This is a genomic window from Stella humosa (genome assembly GCF_006738645.1).
In the GTDB taxonomy this organism is placed as follows: Bacteria; Pseudomonadota; Alphaproteobacteria; order ATCC43930; family Allostellaceae; genus Allostella; species Allostella humosa.
In genome coordinates, this window is sequence record NZ_AP019700.1 from 745,998 (window position 1) to 771,712 (window position 25,715).

A 25,715-nucleotide genomic window follows, 5' to 3' on the forward strand; every position below is an offset into this window, starting at 1 on the left:
CGGCGGCAGCTATGTGGACGGCGCCTCGACGGCCACCGTCCGCTGGCCCGGTCGCGGCGGGCTGGGCGCTGGCAGCGGGCGACCGGCCTGGGCCAGGCGCTCCAGTGCCATGGCGAGGGACTGGGCGGCCGCCGCCACGGCCTCAGGCTCGGTAGCACCCTCGGCGCCGGCGCGGAGCACGTCGGGAAAGGTCACGAACAGGCGGCCATCCTCGCCGGTTTCCAGCTCGTAGGGATAGGCATGGCGCACCGGATGGTTCTCCTGGCGGGGGACGGGCGGCCGATCATAGCCCGCGTCGTCCGGCTGCGCCGCATCGGCTTAGGCCGCGCGAGCCAGCTCCCGGATAGCCCGGCGCGGCGGCACCGAAACCGCATCGAGGTCGCTTGCCGGCAAGGGCGGCTGCCAATCGAGGCGCGGCAGGGGGCTCGCGACCGGCCGTGGACGCTCTCGCGTCAGCTCGCCCAGGGATGCCACGCAGATGAAGGCGACCGGCAGGGCGCAGATCATCAGCCAGTCGGCCTGGGCTGCCAGATTCAAGGTTGGCGGGAGATTGGCGACGTCGCCGCCGATCACGAGGTAGCTGAGGCTGGCGACAGCCACCGTCCCGGCCCCGACGCCGCCAGCGGCGGAAAGCAAGATCAATGCGGCGACCGGCAATTGGCGCTTGTCCATGATGCCTCCGTTCCTGCGGCAGACAGACGCCCCCTCCACGCAGTCAATGCCGATGGGCTGGCGGGGGTTCCCCCGGGCGTGATCGAACGGCGCGGGGGAACTGCGGCCCGCCCGGCCGCATTCTCAGGACACTGGCAGATCCCGAGAGAGTTCCATGAAACACGACGACGCATGGCGTACCGAGCGTAGCTTCTGGCTGGAAGGGATCGAGCAGTTCGAGTCCGGACTGGCCCAGCACTGCGTGATGGCCTTTCCCGAGCCGGTCGGCATTCTGGTAGGCGACGACATCCTTCACGGCCTGGCCGGCGCACCGCGCTGGAACAGCCTCGACATCACCCATCAGGTGCTGACCCGGCCCGACGACGACAGTTGCGTGCTGGGATATCGCGCGGACGCCAGGCGGGATGCGGGCGACGCCTATGCCGCTTTCTGCACGTCCACTTATCGCCGGACGGGTGCGGGCTGGAAGCTGGTGCAGCACCAGCAGACGCCGATCGGCTGATCGGCATCGGTCGGCCCCGGCCGGGCGCGACGGCCGGGGCCGATCCGGACTTGGCCAAAGCCAGGCTTGGCCAAAGGCAGGCTTGGCCAAAGGCAGGCTTGGCCAAAGGCGGGGATGGGTCAGACGCGACCGCCTTTTCGCGCCGCATCGTGGAAATGATGGCGGTCGCGCTCGCCGCCCCCGCCGGAGACCTTCGAGTGCCCGTCATTCTTGATCGGGAGCGGCTTGGGAATCTCCGTGGGGTCCTTGGCATTTTCGTGTGCCGCACCCGGTCCGCCCTGCCGGATGCTGGCGAGCGTTCTGGTCGAGGTCGACATGGGTTATCCCTCCCGGATCGCTAGCGATCCTGCTGGTAGCCCTGGTGGGTCGTGTTCTGGCGAATATTGGCTTCCTGCCCGCGCTGGTCGGAATCGCGCGGCGCCTGTTCCTGCAGTTTCTCAGGCGACAGCGTCGCGTCATCCGGGCCGGCGGGACCCTTGTCGGTCCGGTTGGCGGGCGGGATGGGTGGCATCTTCCTGCTCATGCGGATGCTCCTCCGGCCAGTCAGGCTTGGCCGACACGTTCGGGCTTGCCCTTGAGCTGGCCGGAGGCCATGCGCTCAAGCTCGGCTTCGCTCATGGATTTCTCCATGGATTTCGACGCGCCCTGGAGATCGCCCTTCTTGGTTTCGCCGCGCTTGGCGGACAGGGCGGCGCCGGCCGCCTTCTGCTGTGCCTTTGATTTGGCAGGCATATGGTCCTCCATCCTGCAAACGGTGCCGACATCGGCACCGGTCAGGAAGTCAACCGGTCCAACCCGGCGGTTGTTCCAGCCCGCACCCCCTACTTGCGGCGCGGGTCCTCCGCCGGGTTGACGTAGGTAACGGCCCAAGGGCCGACGCTGTGCATCTGGATGACGGTCTCCTCGGTCGTCCAGGCGAAGTGCGGCGTGCCCGGCTGCATCACGGCGAAGCCGCCCGGCGTCAGGGCCGTCGTCTTCTTTTGGTCGAACGTCTCGCCCATGCCCATGTGGAACGTGCCCGACAGCACAGTGACATGCTCGATCACCGGATGATGGTGCGCCGGCAGGCGATAGTTGGCCGGGAAGCGGATGCGTGCCGTGATCGGGCGGGCGTCGCTCAGCGGCCCCTCGATGACGCTGATCTTGGCCCCCGGCGGCAGCGAAGGCAGGTCGGCCCACTTCATGTCGGCCGGCAGCAGCATGGTGTGACCGGCGCCGTGTCCTGCCGGATGGGTCTGGGCGGTCGCGGCGGTGGCGCAGATGGCGGTGGCAGCGGCGAAGAGCGCGGCCGGAACGATGCGGTTCATGGCGGGTCCTCTCATCTTGTCGCGGGAAGGCGGATCAGCGCCGGGTGACGACGATCTCGAGATAGTCGCTGGGGGCGACCATGGTGGCGTCACCGGAGCGGTTGAAGCGGCCGATGAGCGCGACCAAGTCGGCCTCCAGGGCTGCCTGGGCTGCCGGTTCGAGAGCCGCGAACGCCTTCAGCACCGGGCCGTAATAGGTGCGGAACACTTCCAGCCAGTGGGCGGCCGAGCGGTAGCGGAAGGCGAAGCTGCGCCGCGTCACCTGGATCGTGGCGGCGTCGGGCCCGAACATCTCCTGGATACGGGCCTCGGTGCCCCAGAGGGCGGGCGACTTCACCCCGGCCGGCGGCGGCAGGTGGGCGCCGATGGTCTTGAAGAGCTGGCCGATGAAGCCGTCCGGCGTCCAGTTGGCGAGCCCGATGTGCCCGCCCGGGCGGCAGACGCGGATCATCTCGGCCGCGGCGCGGTCCTGGTCGGGGGTGAACATGACGCCGAAGGTCGAGAGGACGGCGTCGAACGACGCATCGGCGAACGGCAGCGCCTCGGCATCGGCCTGCTGGAAGCGGATGTCGAGGCGCTCGGCCGCCGCGCGCTCGCGGCCGCGCTCCAGCAAGGCCGGGACATAGTCGGTGGAGGTGACGCGGCACCAGCGGCGGGTAGCCGCGAGGGAGGCGTTGCCGTTGCCGGCGGCGACATCGAGAACCTCGCTTCCCGCGCGCAAGTCGATGGCTTCGCACAACTGTTCGCCGACGAGCTGCAGCGTCGTGCCGACGATCGCATAGTCCCCGGAGGACCACGCACCCTGCTGGCGCGCCTTGACGGCACCCAAGTCCGCCTGTGGCGTGGATAGATGGTTTTGACTATTGGTGGACAGCGCTGTACCCATGACTTTCCTCCGTTCGGGCAGTTGCGGTTGCTTGCGACGCCGTAGATATCGGCATCCACCGCCACGGCGAATGACTGCGCGGCCGGATCACTTGACCATTCGTCCAAATCTGGAAGCTTGCCCCTGATGACGGACCCGCTTTCGGAAGTGCTGCGCGCCGTCCGCCTGACCGGCGGACTGTTTCTCGATGCGCGTTTCACCGCCCCCTGGTGCGTGAACGCGCGCATCACGCCCGACCATTGCCAGGGCTACCTGGCCGCACCCACCCAGATCATCGGCTACCACTTCGTCATCGCGGGCCGGCTGTCGGTGGCCGTCGACGGCAGCCCGCCCATCGCGGCGCGGGCGGGCGAGGTGGTGCTGCTGCCGCGCAACGACCGGCACATGCTGGGCAGCGACATGACCCTGGCGCCGTTCGAGGCGAGATCGCTGATCCTGCGGTCCCCGGCGGGCGGCCTGGCCCGCATCGTCCATGGCGGCGGCGGCGAGGCGACGCATATCGTCTGCGGTTTCCTCGGCTGCGAGGAGACGTTCAACCCCCTGATCGCCACCCTGCCGGCGATCCTGAAGGTCGACATCCGCGAGGGTGCCCTGCGCGACTGGGTGGAGGCATCGGTCCGCCTGGCGGCAGGCGAGCTGGTGGAGGGGCGCTATGGCTCGTCGGACGCCATGGCCCGCCTCAGCGAACTGCTGCTGGTCGAGGCCGTGCGCAACTATTCGGCCGCCGAGGGCGACCGCGAGGCCGGCTGGCTGCGCGGGCTGGCGGACCCCCATGTCGGTCGCGCACTGGCCCTGATCCACCAGCAGATCGGCATGCCCTGGTCGGCCGATGCGCTGGCCCGCGAGGTGGCCCTGTCGCGCAGCGCCTTTGTTGAGCGCTTCAGCGCGCTGATCGGCATGCCGCCTATCCGCTATCTCACCGTCTGGCGCCTGCGCACGGCCCAACTGCATCTGCGCCAGACACGCCACAGCATCGCCCAGCTCGCCCGCCTGGTCGGCTACGAGTCCGAGGAAGCGTTCAGCCGCGCCTTCAAGCGCGAGTTCGGCCTGCCGCCTGCGCGCTGGCGCGAGCAGCACGCCGCTGCCTGACGTCAAACCCGGCTGGCGCGAGGACGGTCGATGCCGGCATGATCCGGCCGCAAGCGACCAGGTCGGGAGGAAACAGCATCATGAGTCAGCGACGCAGGGCAGCCCTTGTCACCGGGGCCGGGCGCAACATCGGCCGCGCGGTGGCGCTGGGCCTGGCCCGGGACGGCTTCGACGTGGTCGTCAACGGCTCGTCCGACCGCGCCGCCTGCGAGGCGGTGGCGGGCGAGGTGGCCGCCCTGGGCGCGGGCGCCCTGGTGGCGATGGGCGATGTCGGCCGGCCCGAGGAATGCGCGCGCATCGTGGCCGAGGCCGCCGGCCGCTTCGGCGGCGTGGACGTGCTCGTCAACAACGCCGCGCTGCGGCCGGCCAAGCCCTTCCTGGAAATGGACGAGGGCGAGTGGCGGCGGGTCATCTCGGTCGATCTCGACGCTGCCGTCTGGTTCGCGCGCCTCTGCCTGCCGGGCATGCTGGAGCGCGGTTGGGGCCGCATCGTCAACTTCACCGGCATGAACGCGATGCACGGCTATGCCGGCCACGCGCCGGTTTCGGTCGCCAAGCATGGCGTGTGGGGCCTGACCAAGGCGCTCGCCAAGGAATTCGGGGCCAAGGGCATCACCATCAACGCCGTGTCGCCCGGGCCAATCGCGGCCGACGACGAGGACCCGGCCACCGCCCGCCGCGAGGCCGCCGTCCGCACCCCGCTCGGCCGCCTCGGCACGCCCGAAGAGGTCGCCACGGTCGTGCGCATGCTGGCATCCGATGGCGGCGCCTACGTGACCGGGCAGATGCTGCAGGTGAACGGCGGCGGGCAGACCTAGCCGCCCGTCCGGGGCAGCGCCCGTCCGCCATGTCGATGGACCGTCAACCGCACGGGTCCCGCGAGGTCAAGTCGGCCACGCGGGTGCTGCGCGTGTTCGAGATATTCGCCGAGACCAAGCGCCCCATGCGCATCTCGGAGCTGGCGGCGGAGCTCGGCATTCCGCAGTCCAGCGTGTCGATGCTGGTGCAGACCTTGATCCAGCATGGCTACATGGAGGCGACGGGCCGCGGCCGGACCGTGCAGCCGACGCTCAGCCTGGCCCTGCTCGGCACATGGCTCGACGAGCAGTTCTCGCGCGCCGGCGGGCTGCACGAGATGCTGCACGAGATCGTCGCCTTCTGCCAGGACACGGTCATCCTCGGCGCGGAGATGGGGATCGAGGTGCATTATGTGCACGTCGTCCAGGGCAGCCACCCGCTGCGCTACGACATCAAGCGCGGCACCCGCCGGTCCCTGGTCGATGCCAATGCCGGTCGCGTGCTGCTGGCACTGAAGCCCGACGAGGAGATCGGCCGGATCATCACGCGCACGCAGGCCGAGCGACCGGACCGGCCGATCGACCGCAAGCGCCTGCACCGGGAGATCGAGACGATCCGCCGCCAGGGGTACTCCTACAGCGAGAACATGGTGGTGCCGGGGGCCAGCGTGATTGCCGCGGCCTTGCGGGGAGGCGGCGTGCACCGACCGTTCGCGGTCGGCATCGCCGGCCCGACCGAGCGGCTGCGCGCCAACCTCGCCGCCAACGCCCATTGCCTGTCGGAAGTGCTGGCCCGCTATGTCGGGCCGTCGGCCGCCGGGCGCTGACGGGCATATCATTGCATATGTGATAATCGGCCCGCCGAGGACTATTTCGTTGGCCGACCGATCAGGGTTCGCCCCAACAATGGAAAGCCCGGCTCGTTCGAGCACCGGCGTTCGAGGGGGGATCCATGTCGAGTTTCATTTCGCGAGTTCTGGCCGCCGTGGCGGCGGTGGCCGCACTGTCGGCGCCGGCCGTGGCGCAACCGTTCCAGATGCGCGCCTCGGTCGACACCAACATGACGACCAGCCGCACCGCCCATCTGGCGGAGTACCTGAACGAGGTCGAGAAGCGGTCGAACGGCCGCATCAAGCCCACGCTCTATCATTCGGCCCAGCTCTATCCCGACCGCGACGTCGGCAAGGCGCTGATCCAGGGCAGCATCGAGCTGGCCTTGCCCGGGTCCTGGACGATCTCCGGCATCGTGCCGGACCTCGACTTCCCCGGCCTGCCCAGCTTCTTCGGCATCAGCACCGAGAATGCGCGCAAGGTGGTCGACGGCGAGGTCGGCCGCATGATCAACGCGCAGCTCGAGCAGAAGCTGCGCTCTCACGTCGTCGGCCGCTGGCACGAGCTGGAGCCGCTGCACACCTACGCCACGGCCAAGGACATCCGCCGCTTCGAGGACATGAAGGGCCTGCGCGTGCGCCATCCCGGCAGCGCCATGCAGGCCCTCCAGATCGGCCAGAAGGGGGCCAGCCCCGTCGTCGTCCCCTGGCCCGACGTGGCGCTGGCGCTGAGCCAGGGCACCGTCGACGCGCTGGTCAGCACCCACAACACCGTGGTCAGCGGCAAGCTGTGGGACTCCGGCGTGAAGTACGTCTTCGAGGACTTCAACTCGCGGATGTTCCAGGTGCTGCTGGTCAACCAGACCTTCTGGAACGCGCTGCCGGCCGACCTGAAGGCGGTGATGACCGACACCTGGGAGCAGATGCTGCCGACCTTCCTGGAGCGCATCCGCAACAACGAGACCGACTGGCGCGCGACGCTCGTCAAGAACGGCATGACCATCCATGCCCCGCCGGCCGAGGATATTGCCCGCCTGCGCGAACGGCTGCTGCCGACCGAGGACGCCGCGGTCAAGGAACTGAAGGTCAATCCTAAGATTTCGGAAATCATCAAGCGCATTCAGGCATCGGGTAGCTGACGAATACAAAAGCCAACGATCACCAGTGTGATCGCGGTGGTATTCTCGATGTCCCCTCCGCCCGAATGCGCGGCGGAGGGGGTGGCGTCCTGCCTGTCCGGGGCCCGGTATTTGCCGGGTCCTTGCGGTGGCCGGCATAAATTCTGGCGCTGTCGGAGCCGATGATGGGCCGTGTTCTAGATCATATCGAGACCTGGATCGTCGGCATCCTGGGTCTGGCGATGCTTGCGGTCGCCATCGCCCAGGTGCTGGCCCGCTATGTGCTGCCCTGGCTGGTCGCGGGCGGCGGCGAGGAGATCGTGGTCTATCTTTTCGTCTGGGCGGCCATGATCGCCTGCGCGGGGGCGGCGGCGCGCACCGCGCATATCCGGGCCGACCTGCTGCTGCGCGCGCTGTCGCCACGCCAACTCCGCATCGTCGAGCTGATCAATGCCATCGCGGCCGCCGGCTTCTGCGCGCTGCTGGTCTGGTATGGCTGGGAAGTGGTCGACATCGCGCTGCTGATCGACGAGCGCAGCCAGACCGGCATCAGCTTCCCCATGTGGATCTACTACCTGGCCCTGCCGGCGGGGGCGCTGCTCATGCTGATCGCCTATGTCGGCGTCATCCACCGGATCCTGACGGGCCGGGCGGCGGCTGCCCCGCGGGCCGTCACCATCGAGGACGGGATCTGACCCATGGCGCTGCTGGCCATCCTCGTCTTCATCGTCACGCTCGCGATCGGCGTGCCGATCTTCATCGCCATCGGCCTGACCGCCGTCTACGGCTTCGTCATCGACAACCAGCCGCTCACGGCCTTCGCCCAGAAGGCGATCGACGAGCTGAACGCGCCGATGCTGCTGGCCATCCCGTTCTTCGTCATGGCCGCCACCTACATGGAAAAGGGCGGCATTGCGGCGGCCCTGGTCGACATGGGCTCGGCCTGGCTGGCGGGCGTGCGCGGCTCGCTCGGGCTGATCAGCGTCATGTCCTGCGTCATGTTCGCGGCCATCTGCGGCTCGTCGGTCGCGACGTGCCTGGCCATGGGCACCATCATGATCCCGGCGATGCTGCGCCACCGCTATCCGCGGCCGTTCGCGGTCGGCCTGATCGGGGCGGCGGGAACGCTGGGCATCCTCATTCCACCCAGCCTGCCGCTCATCCTCTATGGCGTGATCGCCGACCAGTCGGTGCCGCGCCTGTTCCTGGCCGGGGTCGTCCCGGGCCTGCTGGTCGCATTCGCCTTCACCATCTGGGTGCTGGTCCAGGCCCGGCGCCTCAACCTGGCGGGCGGCGAGGGCATCGAGCGCAGCCAGTTCATCCGCCTCAACCTGCGCGCCCTGCCGGCCCTGTCGATTCCGGTCATCATCGGCGCCTGCATCTATGGCGGTCTTACGACCGTGACTGAGGCGGCCGCGGTGGCCGCCTTGGCGGCCCTGGTCGTCAGCATCGGCTTCTATCGCACCATGCGGTTCGCCGACATCGTGCCGGCGACGGCGGTCGCCATGCGCAGTGCCGCCGTCATCATCATCATCGTCTCCACCGCGCTGGTCTTCGGGCACTGGATCACCAAGTCCGGCGTGCCCGCGGCGGCCGCGCGCATGATCGGCGATGCCGGGCTCACCTCCTGGCAGTTCCTGCTGATCATCAACGCCATCATGTTCGTGCTGGGCATGTTCCTGGAGGTGGCGTCGATCCTGCTGATCACGCTGCCGATTCTGTTGCCGATGCTGGCCCCGCTCGGCATCGACCCTATCCATTTCGCCATCATCCTGACGATCAACATGGAACTGGCGATGATCACGCCGCCGGTCGGCCTCAACCTCTATGTCCTGACCGGGATATCGGGCACCTCGATCGGCGAGGCGATCCAGGGGGTGCTGCCCTTCATCGTCATCCTGGTCACGATGCTGATGCTGATCACCTATGTGCCGGTCCTGTCGCTCTGGCTGCCGACCCTGGTGTATGGATGATTCCTACCTTTCGGAGCCCCCAGCCATGACCCTCGATCTTGCCCAGTACCGCCGCATGACCGCTGCCGCCCTGGTTGCGGCCTATCGCTCGCGCGACCTGTCGCCGCGCGAGGTGGCCGAGGCGGCCCTGCACGCGATCGAGGAATCGAATCCGGCCCTGAACGCCGTCACCCATGTCGATGCCGAGGGCGCGCGCGCCCAGGCCGCGGCGTCGGAGGGGCGCTGGCGCGCCGGCACGCCCAACGGGCCGCTCGACGGCGTGCCGACGCTGATGAAGGACGGGCTGTGGATGAAGGGCATCCCGGTCTATCGCGGCACGATGGCGCTCGACCGGCACGCGGTCGTGCCCGACACCGACAGCCCGCCGGTCGCCCGCCTGCGCGAGGACGGCGCGATCCTGCTGGGCAAGACGACGATGTGCGACCTCGGCATGTTCGGGTCGGGTTACAGCTCGAAGTTCGGGCCGACCCGCAATCCGGCCGACCTGTCGCGCACCAGCGGCGGGTCCTCTTCGGGCTCGGCCGCGGCGGTGGCCGCCGGCATCATCCCGTTTGCGGTCGGCACCGACATCGTCGGCTCGATCCGCCAGCCGGCGTCCTTCTGCGGCCTGGTCGGGCTGAAGCCCAGCTACGGCCGCGTGCCGACCTATCCCAACAGCAGCCCGGCCGCGGTCGCCGGCCCGCTGGCCCGCACGGTCGAGGACGCGGCCCTGCTGCTCGACACCATCGCCCGGCCGGACTTCCGCGACTTCGCCTGCCTGGGCACCGACACGCAGCCCTGGGCCCCGGTGATGGGCGGCTCGGTCGCGGGCACGCGGATCGGCTACCTGCGCTCGGTCGGCTTCGGCCTGGCGCCCGATCCGGCGGTGGCGGCCGCGGTCGCCGAAGGGGTGCGGCGCCTGGCCGGCCTCGGCTGCGAAGTGACCGAGATCACCTCGCCTTTCCAGCAGGGCGACGAGAAGCCGGGCGAGGATTTCTATCGCATGCGCCCCTACAGCGAGCTGGCGGTGCTGAGTGCGGCCGACCGCGCGACGGCCACCGTGATCGACGCCTGGTCGGCCCCGGCCGGCGGCTATTCCGGGGTCGACTACCATCGCCTGTTCCTGGCGACGCAGGGCCTGCGCGAGCGGACGCTGGGGATGATCCGGGACTTCGATTTCCTGGTCCTGCCGACCTCGCCGATCCCGCCGTTTGCGGCCGAACTGCCGGGGCCGGAAGGGCACTCGACCTTCACCGCCTGGTCCAACACCTTCCTCTTCAACCTGACCGAGCAGCCGGGCCTGTCGATCAATTGCGGCTTCACGGCCGACGGGCTGCCGATCGGGCTGCAGATCGTCGGCCACCGCTTCGACGACCGCGGCGTGCTGCGCATGGGTGCCGCCTTCGAGCGCGCGATGGCGGGCTGATCCTGCGCTGGAGCCGATCCGGCCCCTTGCCGCGGGGCCGGATCGGCGCCACCCTGGCCGGCAAGGCGGCGGGCCATCGGTCCCGTCCGCGACAAGAAACAAGACCGGGCAGCGAAACCCCTTGAGCAGAACGCCGGGCGTGGACGAGAAGCGGCCGGGCGGCACCATGTCCCTGCTGCGCGAGGCGGCTTTCCGGCGCGTCTGGCTGGTCGGCACGCTGGTCGGCACCGTCCGCTGGATCGAATTCCTGGTGACCGGCGTCTATGTGCTGGAACTGACCGGCTCGCCCGTTCAGGTGGCGCTGATGACGATGCTGCGGATGGTGCCGATGCCGCTGCTCAGCGCCTTCGCCGGCGCCATCGCCGAGCGGATCAGCCGGCGCCGGCTGCTCCTGGCCCTCCTGTCGGTCGGCCTGCTGGTTTCGCTGGCGCAGGCCGGTCTCGCCTGGTCCGGTCGGCTGGAACTGTGGCACGTCGCCATCGGCGTCGTCGTGAACGGCGCCATCTGGGCGATCGACATGCCTGTGCGCCGCACGATGCTGGGCGAACTGGCCGGTCCCGGGCGCACGGCCGGCGCCATGGGGCTCGATGCCGCCACCAACAATGCCACCCGCATGCTGGGGCCGGGCGTCGGCGGCCTGCTGCTGGAAACGACCGGCATCCATGGCGCCTTTCTGCTGGGATCGGTCCTCTATGCCGGCGGCCTCTGGATGCTGCTGGGCCTGCGGGCCGCCGAGGCCCCGCCGCTGGTTGGTGCCCTGCGCCTGTTCCAGCGCATCGGCGAGGGGCTGCGCGTCATCCGCGGCGACCCGGCCCTGGTCGGCACCCTGACCATCACGGTCGTCTTCAACGTCTTCGCCTGGCCCGCCACGGCGATGGTGCCGGTGATCGGCGAGCAGCACCTGCGCCTGACGGCCTTCCCCATCGGGCTGTTGATGAGCGCGGACGGGCTGGGCGCGCTGCTGGGCGCCATCCTGGTGGCGCACGGCGCGCGGCCGACGATGTTCCGCGGCCTCTACATGCTGGGGGTGGCGATGTTCGCGGCCGCCTCGATCGTCTTCGCGCTCAGTCCCTGGCCGCTGCTGTCGGGCCTGGCCCAGGTGACGGCCGGGTTCGGCAGCGCCTGCTTTGCCACCATGCAGGCGACCATCGTCTTCCTGTCGGCGCCACCCGCCGTCCGCGCCCGGGTGATGGGGGTGCTGTCGGTCTGCATCGGCACGGCGGTGCTGGGCTTCGTGCATCTGAGCCTGCTCGCCCACTGGCTGGGCGGGGTCGCCGCGGCACTGGTGACCAGCAGTGCGGCGCTGGTGGCGCTGGCCCTGGTGGCGGTGTTCCAGCCGGCCGTACGGCCGGGGGCGCCGTTCGTGCCGCGATAGCACGGCCCCACTTGGCCGTTGCCGCAGGGCGACGGCGGGGGATAGCCTCCTTCGAATAGGTCAGGATCGGCCGCAGCGTCGCCAGCCACCCCTGGAGGGTCCGCCCAGATGGACAGCACCGAAGCCGGCTTCGCCACCGCCGCCCCGCAATCCGCCGCCCCGCAATCCGTCGAGCATTTCGACGTGCTGATCGTGGGCGCCGGCATCTCCGGCGTCGGCGGCGCCTACCACCTGGCGACGCAATGCCCCGGCACCAGCTTCGTCGTGCTGGAATCGCAAGGGGGGTTCGGCGGCACCTGGCGCACGCACCGCTACCCCGGCATCCGCTCCGACAGCGACCTCTACACCTTCGGCTATCGCTTCAAGCCCTGGACCGGGGCGCCGATCGCGACCGCCGAGGAAATCCTGCGCTACATGGGCGAGGTGATCGCCGAGAACGACCTCGCCCGCCATATCCGCTACGGCCATGCGATCACGGCCGCCGCCTGGTCCAGCGCGGAGAATCTCTGGACGATCGACGCCGTCCGGGCCGAGGACGGCCAGCCGGTCCGCTTCACCACCGGCTTCCTCTGGATGTGCCAGGGCTACTACCGCCACCAGGGCGGCTACACGCCGGAATGGCCGGGCCTGGCCGATTTCCAGGGCCGCATCGTCCACCCGCAGGAATGGCCCGACGACCTCGACGTCAGCGGCAAGCGGATGGTGGTGATCGGCTCGGGCGCCACGGCCGCCACGCTGGTGCCGGCGGTGGCCGATCGCACCGCCCATGTCACGATGCTCCAGCGCTCCCCCACCTTCTTCCGTACCGGCCGCAACGCCATCCAGCTTGCCGACGAGCTGCGCCAGCTCGAGGTGGACGAGACCTGGATCCACGAGATCGTGCGCAAGAAGATCCTCTTCGACCAGTCGGTCTTCACCCAGCGCACCTTCGACGAGCCCGAGGCGGTGACGCAGGAGCTGCTGGCCAACGCCCAGGAGCATCTGGGGCCGGACTACGACGTGGCGACGCACTTCACGCCGGGATACCGCCCGTGGCGCCAGCGCATCGCCTTCATCCCCGATGCCGATCTCTTCCGCAGCATCCGCGAGGGGAAGGCGTCGGTGGTGACCGACGCAATCGAGCGCTTCACGCCGGGCGGCATCCGCCTGGCCTCGGGCGCCGAGCTGGAGGCCGACATCATCGTCACGGCGACGGGCTTCCACCTGAACGTCCTGGGCGACATCGCCTTCACGATCGACGGCCGGCCGCTCGATTTTGCCGACACCGTCACCTATCGCGGCATGATGTTCACCGGCGTGCCCAACATGGCCTGGGTCTTCGGCTATTTCCGCGCGAGCTGGACGCTGCGGGCCGACCTGGTGGCCGATTTCGTCTGCCGCCTGCTGAAGCACATGCGGTCGATCGGTGCCAGCCGGGTGGTGCCGGCCCTGCGGCCGGAAGACCGCGACATGGCGCTGCTGCCCTGGATCGACCCCGAGAACTTCAACCCCGGCTACCTGATGCGCGGCATGCACCTGCTGCCCAGGCGCGGCGACAAGCCGGAATGGCAGCACACCCAGGACTACTGGACCGAAAAGAACGCGTTCCCGGCCATCGACCTGGACGACCCTGTCTTCGTCTATGACGGGCCGGCGGACGCCAGCAGGGCCAGGGTCCGCGAATCGGCTTTTCCCGCGCAGTAGCGATCGAGTGCCCGGCTGAAGAGTCCGTCGCCCGCATCCGCCGCGGCGGCGAACAGGGTCATGCAGGAGCAGAACTTCATGTCGTCGGGCGTGCCCAGTATGGCCGTCGCCGAACCTTCGGGGATGGCCAGCATTGCCTGCGTGCACTGCCTCAGGCGTGGGCCCAGGATCGGATGGGCGAGGTAGGCGCGGGCTTCGTCGAGCGAGGCGATGCCGTATCGCCAGGCCATGGCCGACTGGCCCAGGCCGCGCAACTGCGGAAAGACGAACCACATCCAGTGGCTGCGCTTGCGGCCCGCCTGCAGTTCGCCCAGCGCGGTGGCGAACGACGGCGCCTGGGCCGACTCGAAACGGGCGAGGTCGAAGGGGTCGGTCACGGTCATGGCGGGCCTCCGTGCCGAAGGATACGTCAGATCGGCGCGTGCGGCCGGCTGTAGGTGCCGAGCGAGAAGCGATCGAGGCGAAAGGGCGCGATGGCCGCGCCCGGGCCGTCGCCGGCGGCCAGTGCGGCGGCATGGCGCCCGGCCGCCGGGCCAAGCCCGAAGCCGTGGCCCGAGAAGCCGGTGGCGACGACCAGGCCGGGAACGGCCGCCGGGGCGTCGATCACCGGCAGCGCGTCCGGCAGGACGTCGATCAGGCCGGCCCAGGACTTCACGATGGCGACCGACCCGGCGCCGGGGAACATCGCCTGCAAGCGCCGCGCGGTCCGGGCCACCGTTTGCGCGTTGGCCTCGATCCGGGGGCGCCGCGGGTGCATCGCGCGCTCGGCCGGGGGCACGGTCAGGCGCTGGTGGAGGTCGTCGGCAAAGCCGCGCCCGAGCCGCAGCGCGAAGCCCTGGCGGTGGCGCAGCAGGCCAGGAAGGAAATGGCGGGCCGCGCGAAAGGAATCGAGCGTCAGGTCGATGTCGGTCATCGCATCGGCGGCCAGGATGCAGGACCCGTCCGCCCGCTGGCGCAGGCCGACCCCCAGCCCGCAGAAGCAGGCGTCCGCGATCGGCGGCAGGGGTGCGGTCAGCGACACCGTGCTGCGCACCGTCTGCTGCGGCAGGAACAGGCCGAGCGGCGCCAGGAAGCGATGGGCCTGGGCGCCGGCCGCGCAGACGACCGCGCGGCAGGCAATCCGGCCATGCTCGGTCGCCACGCCGCTGACCCGCCCGCCGGTGGTCTCGATGGCGAGCATGCCGCAGTCCTCCAGCAGGCAGGCCCCGGCGGCGGCCGCGGCCCGCGCCATCGCGCTGGTGGCGAGCGTGGGCTCGGCCTGGCCGTCGGTCGGGGTGTAGAGCGCGCCTGGAACCTGCGCGGTGAACCCCGGCAGCAATGCGGCCACGTCGTCGGCCGAGATCATCCGCGCCTGTGGGGCCAAATCGCGGGCGTTCGCCTGCCACCGGGCGAAGGTTGCGTGCTCCTCCTCGTTCTCGGCCACGAAGATGCAGCCGCTCCGGCGCCAGCCGATGTCGCAGCCCAGTTCCGCCGGCAGGGTGGGCCAGATCGCCAGGGCCTCGGCCGCCAGCGGCAGTTCGGCCGGGTCGCGATACTGCGTGCGCACGAAGCCCCAGTTGCGACCCGACTGCTGGCCGGCGATGCGGTCGCGCTCGACCAGCACCACCCGCAGGCCGCGCCGGGCCAGATACCAGGCGGTCGACGCCCCGACGATGCCGCCGCCGATGACGACCACATCGGCCTGGCCCGGCAGCGCGCCGGACAGGCGGGCGGCGGCGTCGTCCGGGGCGTGGGGATGGAGGCTGAACCCTGTCATGGGCAATGGATCGTCCGGCGGCGGACGCCTGTCGATTGCAATAATTGGAAGCGCCGTTCGATTAATTGTCGTCGACAGCGGCCGATCCGGGTGACTTGGTTGGGCTGGCGCGGGGGTATCGAAGGGATCGGCCGGGTTCATGCAGGTGGATGTCGTCATCATCGGGGGTGGGATTGCCGGGGCCTCGGCCGCCGCCTTCCTGTCCGAACATGGCCGGGTGGCCCTGCTCGAGCGCGAGGCGCATTTCGGCTACCACAGCTCCGGCCGCACGGCGGCGCAGTTCACGGTCGGTATCGGTGCGGCCACCATGCGCCGCATGGCCCAGGCGAGCCGGCGCTTCCTGGAGAACCCGCCACCCGGTTTCGCCGAGCATCCGATCCTGACGCCGCGCGGCTGCCTGACGGTGGCCGACGTCGGCCAGGAAGCGGCCCTCGACCGGCTGCGCGGGCACCTGGAATCGGCGGGCGCGCGGGCGGACCATCTCGATCGCGCGGGCGCGCTTGCCCTGTTTCCGGCGCTCGTCGCCGACAAGGTCGCGGCCGGCATCAACGAGCCGGACGCCATGGATATCGACGTCAACGGCCTGCTCCAGGGCTATCTGCGCCAGGCGCGGCGGAACGGGGCCGCCCTGGTGAACGGTGCCGGGGTCGAGGCGGTCCGGCGGGAGGCCGGCCGCTGGGTCGTCTCCTGGCCGGGTGGAGCGGCAAGCGCGCCGCTGCTGCTCAACGCGGCCGGCGCCTGGGTCGACCCGGTCACCCGCCTGGCCGGTCTGGCGCCGCTGGGAATCGTGCCCTACCGCCGCACGGCCTTCACCTTCGCCACCCCGGCCGGGCTCGATACCGCGACCTGGCCGCATGTCGGCAATGTCGGCTACCAGTGGTACGTGAAGCCGGAGGCGGGCTGTCTGATGGGCAGCCTCAGCGAGGCGGTGGCGACCGAGCCGGGCGACGCCCATCCCGAGGATATCGACGTCGCCCAGGCGATCTACAACATCGAGCAGGACACGACCTTCCGCATCGCCCGGCCGCTCAGCCAGTGGGCCGGCCTGCGCAGCTTCGCGGCCGACCGCAACCCGGTCGCCGGCACCCGCGCGGACGCGCCGGGCTTCTTCTGGCTGGCCGGGCAGGGCGGCTGCGGCATCCTCACCTCGCCCGCCATGGGCCAGGCGATCGCCGCCATCATGACGGGCGGTGCCTGGCCCGACGACCTCGCCCGGGCGGGCGTGGCGCCGGACGACCTGTCGCCGATGCGCCCCACTCTGCGCGCGGCCGCCTGATCCATGGTGCGGCGGCGGGGCATCGCATGACACGCCGCCTGCCATCCCTCAACGCGCTGCGCTGCTTCGAGGTCGTGGCCGACCAGCGCAGCATCCGCCGGGCGGCGCTGGCGCTGCATGTCAGCGAGAGTGCCGTCAGCCGGCAGGTCCGCATCCTGGAGGAGCAGCTCGGAGCCGCCCTGTTCACGCGCACGCCGGCCGGGCTGGAGATCACGGATGCCGGCCGGCGCCTGGCCGCCAGCGTGCGCGAGGCCTTCGACCACATCGCCCAGGCCGTAAGCCCCTTCCAGGGCGAGCGCGAGGCCGTGACGGTGAAGGTGCTGCCGACCTTCGCGCTGCGCTGGCTGCTGCCGCGCCTGCATGGCTTCCAGGCGCAGCACCCCCTGATCCGGGTGAACGTCCAGACCCGGCTCGAGGACATGGCGGCCAATGACGGCGATGCCGACCTCGGCATCCGCTATGGCGCCGGCAATTGGCCGCCGGACGCGGTGACCGAACTCTATGCGGAATGGATCCAGCCGGTGGCCGCCCCGGCCTACCTCGCGGCCGGCCACGACCCGGCCGAGCTCGGCCGGATGACGCTGCTGCACCCGCTGCCCGACCGCAAGGACTGGCTGACCTGGGCCGACAAGGCCGGCCAGCCGCTCGACATGCGGGCCGGGCTCGATTTCGACGCGCTCGACATGGCGTTGAGCGCGGCCGAGGCGGGGCTGGGCGTCGCCATGACCGACGTCGTGCTGGCCCAGGCCGCGATCGCGGCAGGCCGGCTGGTGCCGATCGGCCGTGCGGTGCCGACCGGCATGTCCTATTGCCTGGTCGGCTTGCCCGAAGCCCGCCGTCGCCGCCAGGTGGCCTTGTTCGAGGAATGGCTGCTGGCGGAGATCCAGGCCGCCCGCACCGTCGTCCGGTCCCATGCCCATCCGGAATTCTGAGGAGAGCCGATCGCCATGAGCATGACTGCCGCCGACCGCGCCGCCCTGCGCCGATACTATGACGGGCAACTGCGCCCGCAGGAGGTGGTGGCGGCGATGTCCGGCCCCGGCACCATGTTCCCGGTGAAGACGGTCCGGCGCGGCGACCAAGTGCGCCCGCTGCCGGCGCGGGAGCAGCCCTTTCCGGCGATCGCCATCCGCGATCGCGACCGCACCTTCGACCTCTACGACTACCTTTCCGTCAACCGGGTGGGCGGCCTCCTGGTGATGAAGGACGGGAAAGTGGCACTCGAGGCCTACGACCTCGGCGTGGCGCCGGATACCCAATGGTGGTCCTGCTCGCTGGCCAAGTCCTTCGCCTCGACGCTGGTCGGCGTGGCCCTGGCCGAGGGCCATATCGCCAGCCTGGACGAGCCGGTGACGCGCTATGCGGCGGTCGCCGGCCCCTATGCCGAGGTCTCGATCCGCCAACTCCTGCGCATGGCGTCGGGCGTGGGGTGGAGCGAGGAATACACCAACCCGGCATCGGACCGCCGGCAGTTGCTGGAGAGGCAGTTCGAGTGGCGGGCGGGCGCCATCGTCGAGCACATGAGCGGCCGGTCGCGCGCGGCAGCACCCGGGTCGGTCTGGAACTACAACACCGGCGAATCCTACCTCGTCAGCGCGGTGATGGAGGGCGCCACGGGCATGAACCTGGGTGACTACCTGTCGTCCCGCATCTGGTCGCGGCTGGGCATGGAGCAGGACGCCACCTGGTGGCAGGAGAGCCCGGGCGGCATGGTCGTCTCCGGCAGCGGGATGACCGCCACCTTGCGCGACTATGCCCGCTTCGGCCAGTTCGCGCTGGATGGCGGGCGGATCGACGGTACGCCCATCGTGCCCGAGGGCTGGTTCGCGGAAGCCGGTGCCCCCTACATGGCCGCCGGGAAATCGGTCCCTTACGGATACATGTGGTGGATCCCCGTGCTGGCCGATCCCGAGCTCGAAGGCACCTTCCAGGCCGAGGGCATCTTCGGCCAGTTCATCCATGTGAACCCGCGCGAGCGCCTGGTGGTCGTGGTCCTGAGCGCGCGCTCCAAGCCCAGCATGCGCTCGCGGCTGGAGATCGACGACGACGCCTTCTTCGCCGCGGTGTCGCGCGCGCTGCGGTAGGTCAGGACGCCCGCGTCGGATCGGTCAGGGGCTCCGGCATCTCCTGCGGGTGCAGGCCGTGGGCGGGCGCGGGCCGCGTCGGCCGCTCGATCATGCGGTGGACCTTCGGCCGTTCGGCGCCGCGATGCAGCGCGCGGACATGGTCGGTGACGGCGATGTCGGCCTGGGTCATGCGCTGGTTGTGGCGCACATAGTCGACCCAGGTTGGCGTGTGGTAGCGCTCGATCCACAGGCGCGGGTCGGCCAGGTCGCGCATCAGCGTCCAGTGGCGGGCGCCGTCGCGCCGGCGGATGCGGCGGCGGTCGGCCATGGCGGCCAGGAACTCGTCTATGTCGCGCTCGTCGATGATGTACTCGATGGTGACGACGATCGGCCCGCTGCGCGGCTGGATGGCGACCGCGAGGTCCGGCTCCGTCCAGCGGTTGACGAGGTCGAGGTTGAGGCCGGCCGTCGACGGCAGCGGCACGCGCAGGCCGATCGCGACGCAGGCGACCTGCACGGCGCCCGCGATCACCAGGGCGACGGACAGCCCCTCGGCGCCCGCGATCACGCCCCAGATCCAGCTACCCAGCGCCATGCCGCCAAAGGCCGCCACCTGGTAGAGCGCCAGCGCGCGCGCCGCCACCCAGCGCGGCGCCGACATCTGCACCGTGACGTTGAGGGTCGACAGCGTCAGCACCCAGCCGCCGCCGGTGACGGCCAGCGCCAGCATGTTGACCGCCAGCCAGGGGCTGTAGGCGAGGATGACGGTCGCCACGCCGAAGGCCAGGCACGACCAGCGCACGATCATCTCGTTCGATAGCCAGCCCCGCAGGCGCTGGCTGGCGACGGCGCCGCCGACGGCACCCGCGCCGAACGCGCCCAGCAGCAGGCCGAAGGTGAAGGGGCCGCCGCCGACGGCGTCGCGCGCCAACAGCGGCATCAGCGCCTGCACTGCACTGGCCGCGAAGCCGAACAGCATCGCCCGCAGCAGCACCGAGCCGATGCGGCCCGACATCGCCGCATAGCGCAGGCCGGCGATCATGGCGACGCGCAGCCCCTCGCGCGGCAGGGTGCGGGCCGTGCGCTCCGGCCGCCAGCGCGCCAGGACGTAGATCAGGCCCAGATAGCTGAAGGCGTTGACGGTGAAGGCAGCGGCCGCCCCGGCGGCGGCCACGATCAGGCCGCCGATCGCCGGCCCGACGCTGCGCGCCAGATTGTAGCCCATGGAATTCAACGCGACCGCGCCGGCCAGGTCGCGCCGGGGCACCATGTCGCTGACCGATGCCTGCCAGGCCGGCCCGTTCAGCGCCGCCCCGCAGCCGATCAGGAAGGTGAACAGCAGCAGCACCCAGGGCGTCATCAGGCCGAGCCAGGCGGCGATGCTGAGGGCCACCGACACCGCCAGCATGAAGCCCTGCGCCACCAGCATCAGCACCCGGCGGTCGACATTGTCGGCCAAGGCACCTGCCGGCAGCGACAGCAGCATGATCGGCAGCGAGACCGATGCCTGCACCAGCGCCACCATTTCGGTCGTACCGATATGCGTCATCATCCAGGAAGCGCCGACCGACTGGATCAGCCCGCCGAAGTTCGACGCCAGGCTGGCCAGCCAGACCACGCGGAAGACCGGGCTCTGCAGCGGCGACAGGAAGGACGGGCCTGCGGCGGTCGGGTTCGTGCCGGTTCCTGCAGATGCCATCGGGAGCGTCAATCCTTATGCCTGGGCCTTCGCCCGGGCCGTATGCCAGGGCGAGGGCGCCGCCCATTCTGCAAGGCAAGGCGGTCGTCCGGCCAGGGTTCCCCGATGATTGCCGATTTGACTTCGCCCGTCGCCCATCATGGCGGGGGCTGAGGATTCATCGGCATGGGCATCCCCTGGCCGAACATTTTCCGGTTCCGCCCGCCGATTCGGCCACGCCCGCCTATCGCCGCGGCTGTACCATTCGATCGAACAGGAATGGTGGGGGCGACAAATGACGGGAGATTCGATCATGCTCGCGAAGTGGACGACGGCAGCGTGCCTGCTGGTTTCGGCATTCGGCGTGGCCGGCCCGGCCCACGCCCAGAAGCAGTTCTCCGGCATCACGCTCAACGTCAACGGCTATGGCGGCGCCTATGACGACATCCTGAAGGAGACGGTGGCCAAGCCGCTGAAGGAGAAGTTCGGGCTGGAGGTCGTCTACCAGCCGTCGGGCTCGACCTCGGCCACGGCCCGCCTGCTGGCCTCGCGCAACGACCCGCCCTACGACATCCTGATGGCCGACAGCCCGGCGATGCCGGGCCTGATCGAGGCCGGCGTGCTGGAGGAAATCACGGCGGCCGAAGTGCCGGCCACGGCGCGCGTGTTCCCGCAGCTCCGCGAGTTCGGCAATTACGGCCTGCCGTTCTCGATCGCGTCCGTGGCGCTGGTGTCGAACCGCAACCTGGTGAAGACCCCGCCCAAGTCGATCAAGGACCTGGCCCGGCCCGAATACAAGGGCAAGGTGGCGCTCATCAGCCTGGAATCCTCGGGCGGCATCCTGTCGCTGATGGCGATGGCGGAATCGGCCGGCGGCGGCGTCAACGACGCCGACCCGGGCTTCAAGGTCCTCCAGACGATCAAGCCGAACCTGCTGTCGGCCTTCGGCGCCACGGTGCCGCAACTCCAGGCGTTCCAGCAGGAAGAGGCCGCCGTCGGCATCTTCTGGAACGGCCGCATCTACGAGCTGCAGACCAAGGGCGCGCCGGTCGACCTGATCGTGCCGGAGGAGGGGATCTACTCGCTCTCGTCCTACGTCAACGCGGTGAAGGGCTCCAAGCATCGCGCGGCCCAGATGGCCTATCTGGAACAGGCCCTGTCCGACGAGGCGATCGCGGCACTGGCGATCAAGTTCACCTACGGCCCGACGACGCCGGTGAAGCTGCCCGACGAGATCGCCGGCAAGGTCATCACCTATGGTCCGGAAGGGCTGAAGAAGGTGAAGACGCTCGACTGGGCGGCGGTTGCCAAGAACCGCGGCGCCTGGGTCACCCAGTGGAACAAGGAAATGCGCTGAAGCTCGGCTGGCGCGTGGGTATTTCGTGATGGACGACACGCGCCTCGACGGCCGGCGGCCCTTCCTCCTGCTTCCCGCCCTGGCGGTGGTGCTGGTGGTGCTGGGCCTGCCGGTCGCCATGCTGCTGCGCATGAGCCTGGTGCCGACCGAGGGGCCGATCTATTCGGGCGGCTGGTCGGCCCGGCACTACGAGATGTTCTTCGGCGATCCCTTCTTCTCGGGCGTGCTGCTCGAGACCGTGGCCTACGGGCTGGCGGTGGCGATCGGCACCGCCATCGTCGGCTTCCCGCTCGCCTATTCGCTGGCGCGCGGGTCGGAACGCACCCGGCGCCTGCGCTTCGTGATCCTGATCCTGCCGCTGTCGCTGAGCCTCGTCGTCAACGTCTTCGGCTGGATGGTCATCCTCGGCCGGGCGGGCTTCGTGAACAGCATCCTGCTGTGGCTGGGCCTCATCGACCGGCCCATCCAGCTCCTGTTCGACCGGCCGGCCGTCCTGGTGGTGCTGGCCCACAGCTTCCTGCCGTTCCAGGTGCTGTCGATCATGAGCGTGGTCGTGCAGATCGACCCCGTGCTGGAGCAGGCCGCCGCCAGCCTGCGCGCCTCGCGCTTCACCACCTTTCGCCGGGTCATCCTGCCGCTCGCCTGGCCCGGCATCCTGGCCGGCTCCACCATCGTCTTCATGCTGACGATCTCGGCCTTCGTCACGCCGCGCTTCATCGGCGGCACGCGGGTGCCGATGCTGGGCAGCCTGATCCTGGAACAGGTGCTGAGCGTGCTGAACTGGCCCTTCGCGGCCGCCATGTCGATGCTGCTGCTGACGATCGCGCTGGTGGTGGCGGCCCTGGCGGGACGCCTGGGGCGGCGGGGGGCGCGGAGATGACGGCCCGCATCCGCCTGCCGCGGCCTGCCGTGGTCGCCTCGGCCGTCTTCAACGCCGTCTGCTACCTCTTCCTGGCCCTGCCGGCGGTGGTGGTGGTGGCCGCTTCCTTCAGCTCGGCCAGCATGCTGAGCTTCCCGCCGCGCGGCTTCACGCTCTCCTGGTACGCCAAGACCCTGGCCGACCCGGCCTTCATGTCCGCCCTGCGCGTCAGCGTCGAGCTGGCCTTTCTCTCGACCGGGCTGGCGCTGGCGCTGGGCCTGCCGGCCGGCTACGCCCTGGCGCGCTATCGCTTCCGCGGGCGGGAACTGGCGCAGTCGATCCTGATGTCGCCCCTGGTGGTGCCGGCCGTCGTTTTCGCGATCGGGCTCCTGCAACTCCTGACGGTGATCGGCCTGGCGCGCTCCATGGTCGGCCTCGTCGTCGGTCACGTCGTCATCACGCTGCCCTATGTCGTGCGCAACATGACGGCCGCCTTCGTCCTGTTCGACCCCTCGCTGGAGCAGGCAGCGCGCAACCTGCGGGCGACCCCTTTCCAGGTCATCCGCCGGGTCACCCTGCCGGTGATGCTGCCCAGCGTGCTGTCGTCGGCCGTCTTCGCCTTCGTCACCTCGTTCGGCAACCTCACCGTCTCGATCTTCCTGGGCGGGCCCGGCCACACCACCCTGCCGGTGCAGATCTTCGCCTATGTCGACCAGTCGCTCGACCCGATGGTGGCGGCGGTGTCGACCATCGTCATCCTCATCACCCTGGCCGTCGTCTTCCTGGTGGAACGCCTGGTCGGCCTGCAGCGCATCGTCTAGGACCGCCCGCCCATGAGGACCAGCGATACCATCGTCCGGCTCGACCGGCTGCAGAAGCGCTACGGCACCGTCGTCGCGGTGGAGGAGATGTCGCTGGCCGTGCCGCGCGGCGAGCTCTTGTGCCTGCTCGGCCCCAGCGGCTGCGGCAAGACCACGACCTTGAAGATGATCGCGGGCTTCGTGCCGCCCAGCGGCGGTCGCATCCTGATCGACGAGTCCGACGTGACCGGCGTGCCGGCGCACCGCCGCGACACCGGCATGGTGTTCCAGAACTACGCGCTCTTCCCGCACCTGACGGTGGCCGAGAATATCGCGTTTGCGCCGCGCAACGTCGGCATGAAGCGCGACGAAACCAGGCGCCGGGTGGACGAGTTGCTGGAGCTGGTGCAGTTGGGCGGCCTAGCCCGCCGCTACCCGGCCGAGCTGTCGGGCGGCCAGCAGCAGCGGGTGGCACTGGCCCGCGCGCTGGCGCTGCGCCCGGCCGTCCTGCTGCTGGACGAGCCCTTGTCCAACCTCGATGCCCGCCTGCGCATGCAGATGCGCGACGAGCTGCGCGGCCTCGTCTCGCGGCTCGGCACCACCACCCTCCTGGTCACCCACGACCAGGAGGAGGCGCTGGCCATGGCCGACCGCATCGTCGTCATGAACAAGGGCGCGGTCGAGCAGATCGGCAGCCCGGACGAGATCTACGAACGCCCCACCAGCCGCTTCGTCGCGGAATTCATCGGCCGCTGCAACCTGCTGCCGGTGCGGCCCGGCAATGGCGGCGTGGTGCTGGCCGACGGCACCGGCATCGCCATCGACGGGCCGGTGCCGGCCGATGCCGGCCTGCTGGCGGTGCGGCCCGAGCATGTGACGCTGGCCGTTCCGGGCTCGACCGCGCTGGTCGGCCGCGTCATCCGTGCCGTCTACCACGGCGCCGTCACGCACCTGTACCTCGACGCCGCCGGCACCGAGATCCTGGCCGACATCCCGAGCGCAGCCGCCCGAAGCGTGCCGACCGGCACCGCCGTCGGCATCGTGTTCGACCCCGGCCACATCCGCATCCTGCCCTGACGCCACCCGCCAGCCCACCTGGAGAGCCCCCCGATGGACCATCCCTTCACCCGCGAGGAGTTCGCGGCCCGCATCCGCGCCGTCCAGACCCGCATGGCCGAGGAGGGCATCGACGTCCTGCTCGTGGCCGAGCCGTCGAACTTCTACTACCTGACCGGCTACAATGCCTGGTCGTTCTATACCCCGCAGGCGCTGCTGCTCAGCGTCGATTCCGACACGCCGATCTGGTGCGGCCGGATGATGGACGCGCAGTCCGCGCGGCGGACCACCTACCTGCCGGATGCCAACATCCGCCCCTATCCCGATAGCTACGTGCAGGCGCCCGACCGCCACCCGATGCAGATCGTGGCCGGCATCATCGAGAAGGAAGGCTGGGCCAACCGCACCATCGGCATCGAGATGGATGCCTATTTCTACACCGCCCACTCCCATGCCTGGCTGGTGCGCTCGCTGCCGAATGCCAAGCTGGTCGATGCCGGCCTGCTGGTCGGCTGGGTGCGCGTGGTGAAGAGCCCGCAGGAACTGACCTACCTGCGCGAGGCGGGCGAGATCGTCGAGCGCATGATGGACCGCGCCTTCGAGATGATCGCGCCCGGCGTGCGCGAGTGCGACCTGGCCGGCGCCCTCTACGAGGCGCAAATGCGCGGGACCGAGCGCTTCGGCGGCATCCACACCACCAGCCCGCCGTTCCTGGGCATCGGCAAGCGCATCGCCGAGCCGCACCCGGTGTGGAGCGACGACCCGATCCAGCCGAACTCGCCGATCAACATCGAGATCGCCGGCTGCCGCCTGCGCTATCACGGCCCGATGAGCCGGACGATCTATCTCGGCCGGCCACCGCAGGCCTATCTCGACCTGGCCGAGGGCGTGGTCGAGGGGCTGAACCTGGCGCTGGACGCGGTCAAGCCCGGCGTCACGTGCGAGGCGATCGAGGCGGTGTGGCGCAAGTCTATCGCCAAGCGCGGCATCGAGAAGGAATCGCGCATCGGCTATTCCATCGGCATCGGTTTCCCGCCCACCTGGGGCGAGCGCACCGCCAGCCTGCGGCCGGGCGACCTGACCGTCTTGCAGCCGGGCATGGCCTTCCACATGATGACCGGCATCTGGCAGCAGGACACCGGCGTCACCATCACCCAGGGCTTCTACGTCACCGAGACCGGCCACCACGCGCTGACCCGTTCGCCGCGCGCCCTGCTGGTCAAGGACTGA

The 25,715-nt window shown here is 70.1% G+C and carries 28 protein-coding genes; 18 read left to right on the top strand and 10 right to left on the bottom strand.

Annotated elements, in window-relative coordinates:
• Positions 1-9 precede the first annotated feature (9 nt).
• Both STVA_RS03500 and STVA_RS03505 read right to left on the bottom strand, forming a co-directional pair.
• A complete protein-coding gene (locus tag STVA_RS03500; RefSeq protein ID WP_123694166.1) occupies positions 10-249 on the bottom strand; it encodes a type II toxin-antitoxin system HicB family antitoxin in 240 nt (79 codons plus the stop codon).
• A gap of 69 nt (positions 250-318) precedes the next feature.
• Positions 319-672, bottom strand: a complete 354-nt coding sequence (locus STVA_RS03505) for a hypothetical protein (RefSeq protein ID WP_123694164.1) — start codon at positions 670-672, stop codon at positions 319-321.
• A 154-nt stretch (positions 673-826) separates the two neighbouring features.
• On the opposite strand from STVA_RS03505, the gene STVA_RS03510 reads away from it, so the two are divergent.
• Positions 827-1,174 carry a hypothetical protein gene (locus STVA_RS03510; protein ID WP_123694162.1) on the top strand — a complete coding sequence of 116 codons (348 nt, stop codon included), beginning with the start codon at positions 827-829 and terminating at the stop codon, positions 1,172-1,174.
• A gap of 119 nt (positions 1,175-1,293) precedes the next feature.
• Here the strand turns inward: STVA_RS03510 and STVA_RS03515 are convergent, their stop codons facing one another.
• The 5 genes from STVA_RS03515 to STVA_RS03535 all read right to left on the bottom strand — a co-directional run bounded on the left by STVA_RS03515 (position 1,294) and on the right by STVA_RS03535 (position 3,310).
• Entirely contained in the window at positions 1,294-1,491 is a 198-nt protein-coding gene (locus tag STVA_RS03515) for a hypothetical protein (protein ID WP_123694160.1), read from the bottom strand.
• A gap of 20 nt (positions 1,492-1,511) precedes the next feature.
• Positions 1,512-1,697, bottom strand: a complete 186-nt coding sequence (locus STVA_RS03520; RefSeq protein ID WP_123694158.1) for a hypothetical protein — start codon at positions 1,695-1,697, stop codon at positions 1,512-1,514.
• Between the two features lie 20 nt (positions 1,698-1,717).
• Entirely contained in the window at positions 1,718-1,906 is a 189-nt protein-coding gene (locus tag STVA_RS03525) for a DUF3008 family protein (RefSeq protein ID WP_123694657.1), read from the bottom strand.
• Between the two features lie 89 nt (positions 1,907-1,995).
• Positions 1,996-2,481, bottom strand: a complete 486-nt coding sequence (locus STVA_RS03530) for a cupin domain-containing protein (RefSeq protein ID WP_197735780.1) — start codon at positions 2,479-2,481, stop codon at positions 1,996-1,998.
• Between the two features lie 34 nt (positions 2,482-2,515).
• Entirely contained in the window at positions 2,516-3,310 is a 795-nt protein-coding gene (locus STVA_RS03535; RefSeq protein WP_245978515.1) for a class I SAM-dependent methyltransferase, read from the bottom strand.
• A 183-nt stretch (positions 3,311-3,493) separates the two neighbouring features.
• On the opposite strand from STVA_RS03535, the gene STVA_RS03540 reads away from it, so the two are divergent.
• The 9 genes from STVA_RS03540 (at position 3,494) to STVA_RS03580 (ending at position 13,637) form a co-directional block, all read left to right on the top strand.
• Positions 3,494-4,456: an AraC family transcriptional regulator gene (locus STVA_RS03540; RefSeq protein WP_123694154.1), complete on the top strand. Its 963-nt coding sequence runs from the start codon at positions 3,494-3,496 to the stop codon at positions 4,454-4,456.
• An 80-nt stretch (positions 4,457-4,536) separates the two neighbouring features.
• The gene (locus STVA_RS03545) at positions 4,537-5,274 is read left to right on the top strand and encodes an SDR family NAD(P)-dependent oxidoreductase (RefSeq protein ID WP_123694152.1); all 738 of its coding nucleotides are present in this window, start codon (positions 4,537-4,539) and stop codon (positions 5,272-5,274) included.
• Between the two features lie 29 nt (positions 5,275-5,303).
• On the top strand, positions 5,304-6,080 hold the full coding sequence (locus STVA_RS03550) for an IclR family transcriptional regulator (RefSeq protein ID WP_123694150.1): 777 nt from the start codon (positions 5,304-5,306) through the stop codon (positions 6,078-6,080).
• Between the two features lie 125 nt (positions 6,081-6,205).
• Positions 6,206-7,222, top strand: coding sequence for a TRAP transporter substrate-binding protein DctP (dctP, locus tag STVA_RS03555; protein ID WP_123694149.1), 1,017 nt, complete (start codon positions 6,206-6,208; stop codon positions 7,220-7,222).
• Positions 7,223-7,383: 161 nt separating this feature from the next.
• The gene (locus STVA_RS03560; RefSeq protein WP_123694147.1) at positions 7,384-7,896 is read left to right on the top strand and encodes a TRAP transporter small permease; all 513 of its coding nucleotides are present in this window, start codon (positions 7,384-7,386) and stop codon (positions 7,894-7,896) included.
• A gap of 3 nt (positions 7,897-7,899) precedes the next feature.
• On the top strand, positions 7,900-9,174 hold the full coding sequence (locus STVA_RS03565; RefSeq protein WP_123694145.1) for a TRAP transporter large permease: 1,275 nt from the start codon (positions 7,900-7,902) through the stop codon (positions 9,172-9,174).
• A 25-nt stretch (positions 9,175-9,199) separates the two neighbouring features.
• Positions 9,200-10,579: an amidase family protein gene (locus tag STVA_RS03570; RefSeq protein ID WP_170216661.1), complete on the top strand. Its 1,380-nt coding sequence runs from the start codon at positions 9,200-9,202 to the stop codon at positions 10,577-10,579.
• A gap of 121 nt (positions 10,580-10,700) precedes the next feature.
• On the top strand, positions 10,701-11,954 hold the full coding sequence (locus STVA_RS03575; protein ID WP_142235636.1) for an MFS transporter: 1,254 nt from the start codon (positions 10,701-10,703) through the stop codon (positions 11,952-11,954).
• Between the two features lie 108 nt (positions 11,955-12,062).
• Complete coding sequence (locus STVA_RS03580; RefSeq protein ID WP_123694139.1) at positions 12,063-13,637, top strand: flavin-containing monooxygenase; 1,575 nt, start codon at positions 12,063-12,065, stop codon at positions 13,635-13,637.
• Here the strand turns inward: STVA_RS03580 and STVA_RS03585 are convergent.
• Entirely contained in the window at positions 13,574-14,020 is a 447-nt protein-coding gene (locus STVA_RS03585) for a DUF1810 domain-containing protein (RefSeq protein ID WP_123694137.1), read from the bottom strand. The genes STVA_RS03580 and STVA_RS03585 overlap by 64 nt on opposite strands.
• Positions 14,021-14,046: 26 nt before the next feature.
• A complete protein-coding gene (locus STVA_RS03590; RefSeq protein ID WP_170216660.1) occupies positions 14,047-15,393 on the bottom strand; it encodes an NAD(P)/FAD-dependent oxidoreductase in 1,347 nt (448 codons plus the stop codon).
• Positions 15,394-15,532: 139 nt separating this feature from the next.
• On the opposite strand from STVA_RS03590, the gene STVA_RS03595 reads away from it, so the two are divergent.
• The 3 genes from STVA_RS03595 to STVA_RS03605 are packed head-to-tail and all read left to right on the top strand — an operon-like array spanning position 15,533 to position 18,753.
• Entirely contained in the window at positions 15,533-16,669 is a 1,137-nt protein-coding gene (locus STVA_RS03595; RefSeq protein WP_123694653.1) for an NAD(P)/FAD-dependent oxidoreductase, read from the top strand.
• A 26-nt stretch (positions 16,670-16,695) separates the two neighbouring features.
• Positions 16,696-17,601 (top strand): LysR substrate-binding domain-containing protein, encoded by a 906-nt coding sequence (locus STVA_RS03600; RefSeq protein ID WP_123694133.1) that lies wholly within the window; start codon positions 16,696-16,698, stop codon positions 17,599-17,601.
• A 15-nt stretch (positions 17,602-17,616) separates the two neighbouring features.
• On the top strand, positions 17,617-18,753 hold the full coding sequence (locus STVA_RS03605) for a serine hydrolase domain-containing protein (protein ID WP_123694131.1): 1,137 nt from the start codon (positions 17,617-17,619) through the stop codon (positions 18,751-18,753).
• Between the two features lies 1 nt (position 18,754).
• On the opposite strand, the gene STVA_RS03610 is transcribed toward STVA_RS03605, so the two are convergent.
• On the bottom strand, positions 18,755-20,434 hold the full coding sequence (locus STVA_RS03610) for an MFS transporter (protein ID WP_123694129.1): 1,680 nt from the start codon (positions 20,432-20,434) through the stop codon (positions 18,755-18,757).
• Positions 20,435-20,726: 292 nt separating this feature from the next.
• On the opposite strand from STVA_RS03610, the gene STVA_RS03615 reads away from it, so the two are divergent.
• From STVA_RS03615 to STVA_RS03635, 5 genes are read left to right on the top strand one after another with little or no spacing between them, the layout of a single operon-like run.
• A complete protein-coding gene (locus STVA_RS03615; protein ID WP_170216659.1) occupies positions 20,727-21,770 on the top strand; it encodes an extracellular solute-binding protein in 1,044 nt (347 codons plus the stop codon).
• Between the two features lie 28 nt (positions 21,771-21,798).
• Complete coding sequence (locus tag STVA_RS03620) at positions 21,799-22,650, top strand: ABC transporter permease (protein ID WP_123694125.1); 852 nt, start codon at positions 21,799-21,801, stop codon at positions 22,648-22,650.
• The gene (locus STVA_RS03625; RefSeq protein WP_123694123.1) at positions 22,647-23,450 is read left to right on the top strand and encodes an ABC transporter permease; all 804 of its coding nucleotides are present in this window, start codon (positions 22,647-22,649) and stop codon (positions 23,448-23,450) included. Before STVA_RS03620 ends, STVA_RS03625 begins: the two co-directional genes overlap by 4 nt.
• Before the next feature lie 12 nt (positions 23,451-23,462).
• A complete protein-coding gene (locus tag STVA_RS03630; RefSeq protein WP_123694121.1) occupies positions 23,463-24,506 on the top strand; it encodes an ABC transporter ATP-binding protein in 1,044 nt (347 codons plus the stop codon).
• A 33-nt stretch (positions 24,507-24,539) separates the two neighbouring features.
• On the top strand, positions 24,540-25,715 hold the full coding sequence (locus STVA_RS03635; protein ID WP_123694119.1) for a M24 family metallopeptidase: 1,176 nt from the start codon (positions 24,540-24,542) through the stop codon (positions 25,713-25,715).

Coding starts and splice junctions, on each gene's coding strand:
- STVA_RS03510 (WP_123694162.1), top strand. CDS start 827: ATGAAACACGACGACGCATGGCGTACCGAGCGTAGCTTCTGGCTGGAA.
- STVA_RS03520 (WP_123694158.1), bottom strand. CDS start 1,697: ATGAGCAGGAAGATGCCACCCATCCCGCCCGCCAACCGGACCGACAAG.
- STVA_RS03565 (WP_123694145.1), top strand. CDS start 7,900: ATGGCGCTGCTGGCCATCCTCGTCTTCATCGTCACGCTCGCGATCGGC.
- STVA_RS03545 (WP_123694152.1), top strand. CDS start 4,537: ATGAGTCAGCGACGCAGGGCAGCCCTTGTCACCGGGGCCGGGCGCAAC.
- STVA_RS03605 (WP_123694131.1), top strand. CDS start 17,617: ATGAGCATGACTGCCGCCGACCGCGCCGCCCTGCGCCGATACTATGAC.
- STVA_RS03600 (WP_123694133.1), top strand. CDS start 16,696: ATGACACGCCGCCTGCCATCCCTCAACGCGCTGCGCTGCTTCGAGGTC.
- STVA_RS03515 (WP_123694160.1), bottom strand. CDS start 1,491: ATGTCGACCTCGACCAGAACGCTCGCCAGCATCCGGCAGGGCGGACCG.
- STVA_RS03615 (WP_170216659.1), top strand. CDS start 20,727: ATGCTCGCGAAGTGGACGACGGCAGCGTGCCTGCTGGTTTCGGCATTC.
- dctP (WP_123694149.1), top strand. CDS start 6,206: ATGTCGAGTTTCATTTCGCGAGTTCTGGCCGCCGTGGCGGCGGTGGCC.
- STVA_RS03570 (WP_170216661.1), top strand. CDS start 9,200: ATGACCCTCGATCTTGCCCAGTACCGCCGCATGACCGCTGCCGCCCTG.
- STVA_RS03625 (WP_123694123.1), top strand. CDS start 22,647: ATGACGGCCCGCATCCGCCTGCCGCGGCCTGCCGTGGTCGCCTCGGCC.
- STVA_RS03610 (WP_123694129.1), bottom strand. CDS start 20,434: ATGGCATCTGCAGGAACCGGCACGAACCCGACCGCCGCAGGCCCGTCC.
- STVA_RS03620 (WP_123694125.1), top strand. CDS start 21,799: ATGGACGACACGCGCCTCGACGGCCGGCGGCCCTTCCTCCTGCTTCCC.
- STVA_RS03505 (WP_123694164.1), bottom strand. CDS start 672: ATGGACAAGCGCCAATTGCCGGTCGCCGCATTGATCTTGCTTTCCGCC.
- STVA_RS03590 (WP_170216660.1), bottom strand. CDS start 15,393: ATGACAGGGTTCAGCCTCCATCCCCACGCCCCGGACGACGCCGCCGCC.
- STVA_RS03550 (WP_123694150.1), top strand. CDS start 5,304: ATGTCGATGGACCGTCAACCGCACGGGTCCCGCGAGGTCAAGTCGGCC.
- STVA_RS03580 (WP_123694139.1), top strand. CDS start 12,063: ATGGACAGCACCGAAGCCGGCTTCGCCACCGCCGCCCCGCAATCCGCC.
- STVA_RS03560 (WP_123694147.1), top strand. CDS start 7,384: ATGATGGGCCGTGTTCTAGATCATATCGAGACCTGGATCGTCGGCATC.
- STVA_RS03595 (WP_123694653.1), top strand. CDS start 15,533: ATGCAGGTGGATGTCGTCATCATCGGGGGTGGGATTGCCGGGGCCTCG.
- STVA_RS03585 (WP_123694137.1), bottom strand. CDS start 14,020: ATGACCGTGACCGACCCCTTCGACCTCGCCCGTTTCGAGTCGGCCCAG.
- STVA_RS03635 (WP_123694119.1), top strand. CDS start 24,540: ATGGACCATCCCTTCACCCGCGAGGAGTTCGCGGCCCGCATCCGCGCC.
- STVA_RS03540 (WP_123694154.1), top strand. CDS start 3,494: ATGACGGACCCGCTTTCGGAAGTGCTGCGCGCCGTCCGCCTGACCGGC.
- STVA_RS03530 (WP_197735780.1), bottom strand. CDS start 2,481: ATGAACCGCATCGTTCCGGCCGCGCTCTTCGCCGCTGCCACCGCCATC.
- STVA_RS03525 (WP_123694657.1), bottom strand. CDS start 1,906: ATGCCTGCCAAATCAAAGGCACAGCAGAAGGCGGCCGGCGCCGCCCTG.
- STVA_RS03630 (WP_123694121.1), top strand. CDS start 23,463: ATGAGGACCAGCGATACCATCGTCCGGCTCGACCGGCTGCAGAAGCGC.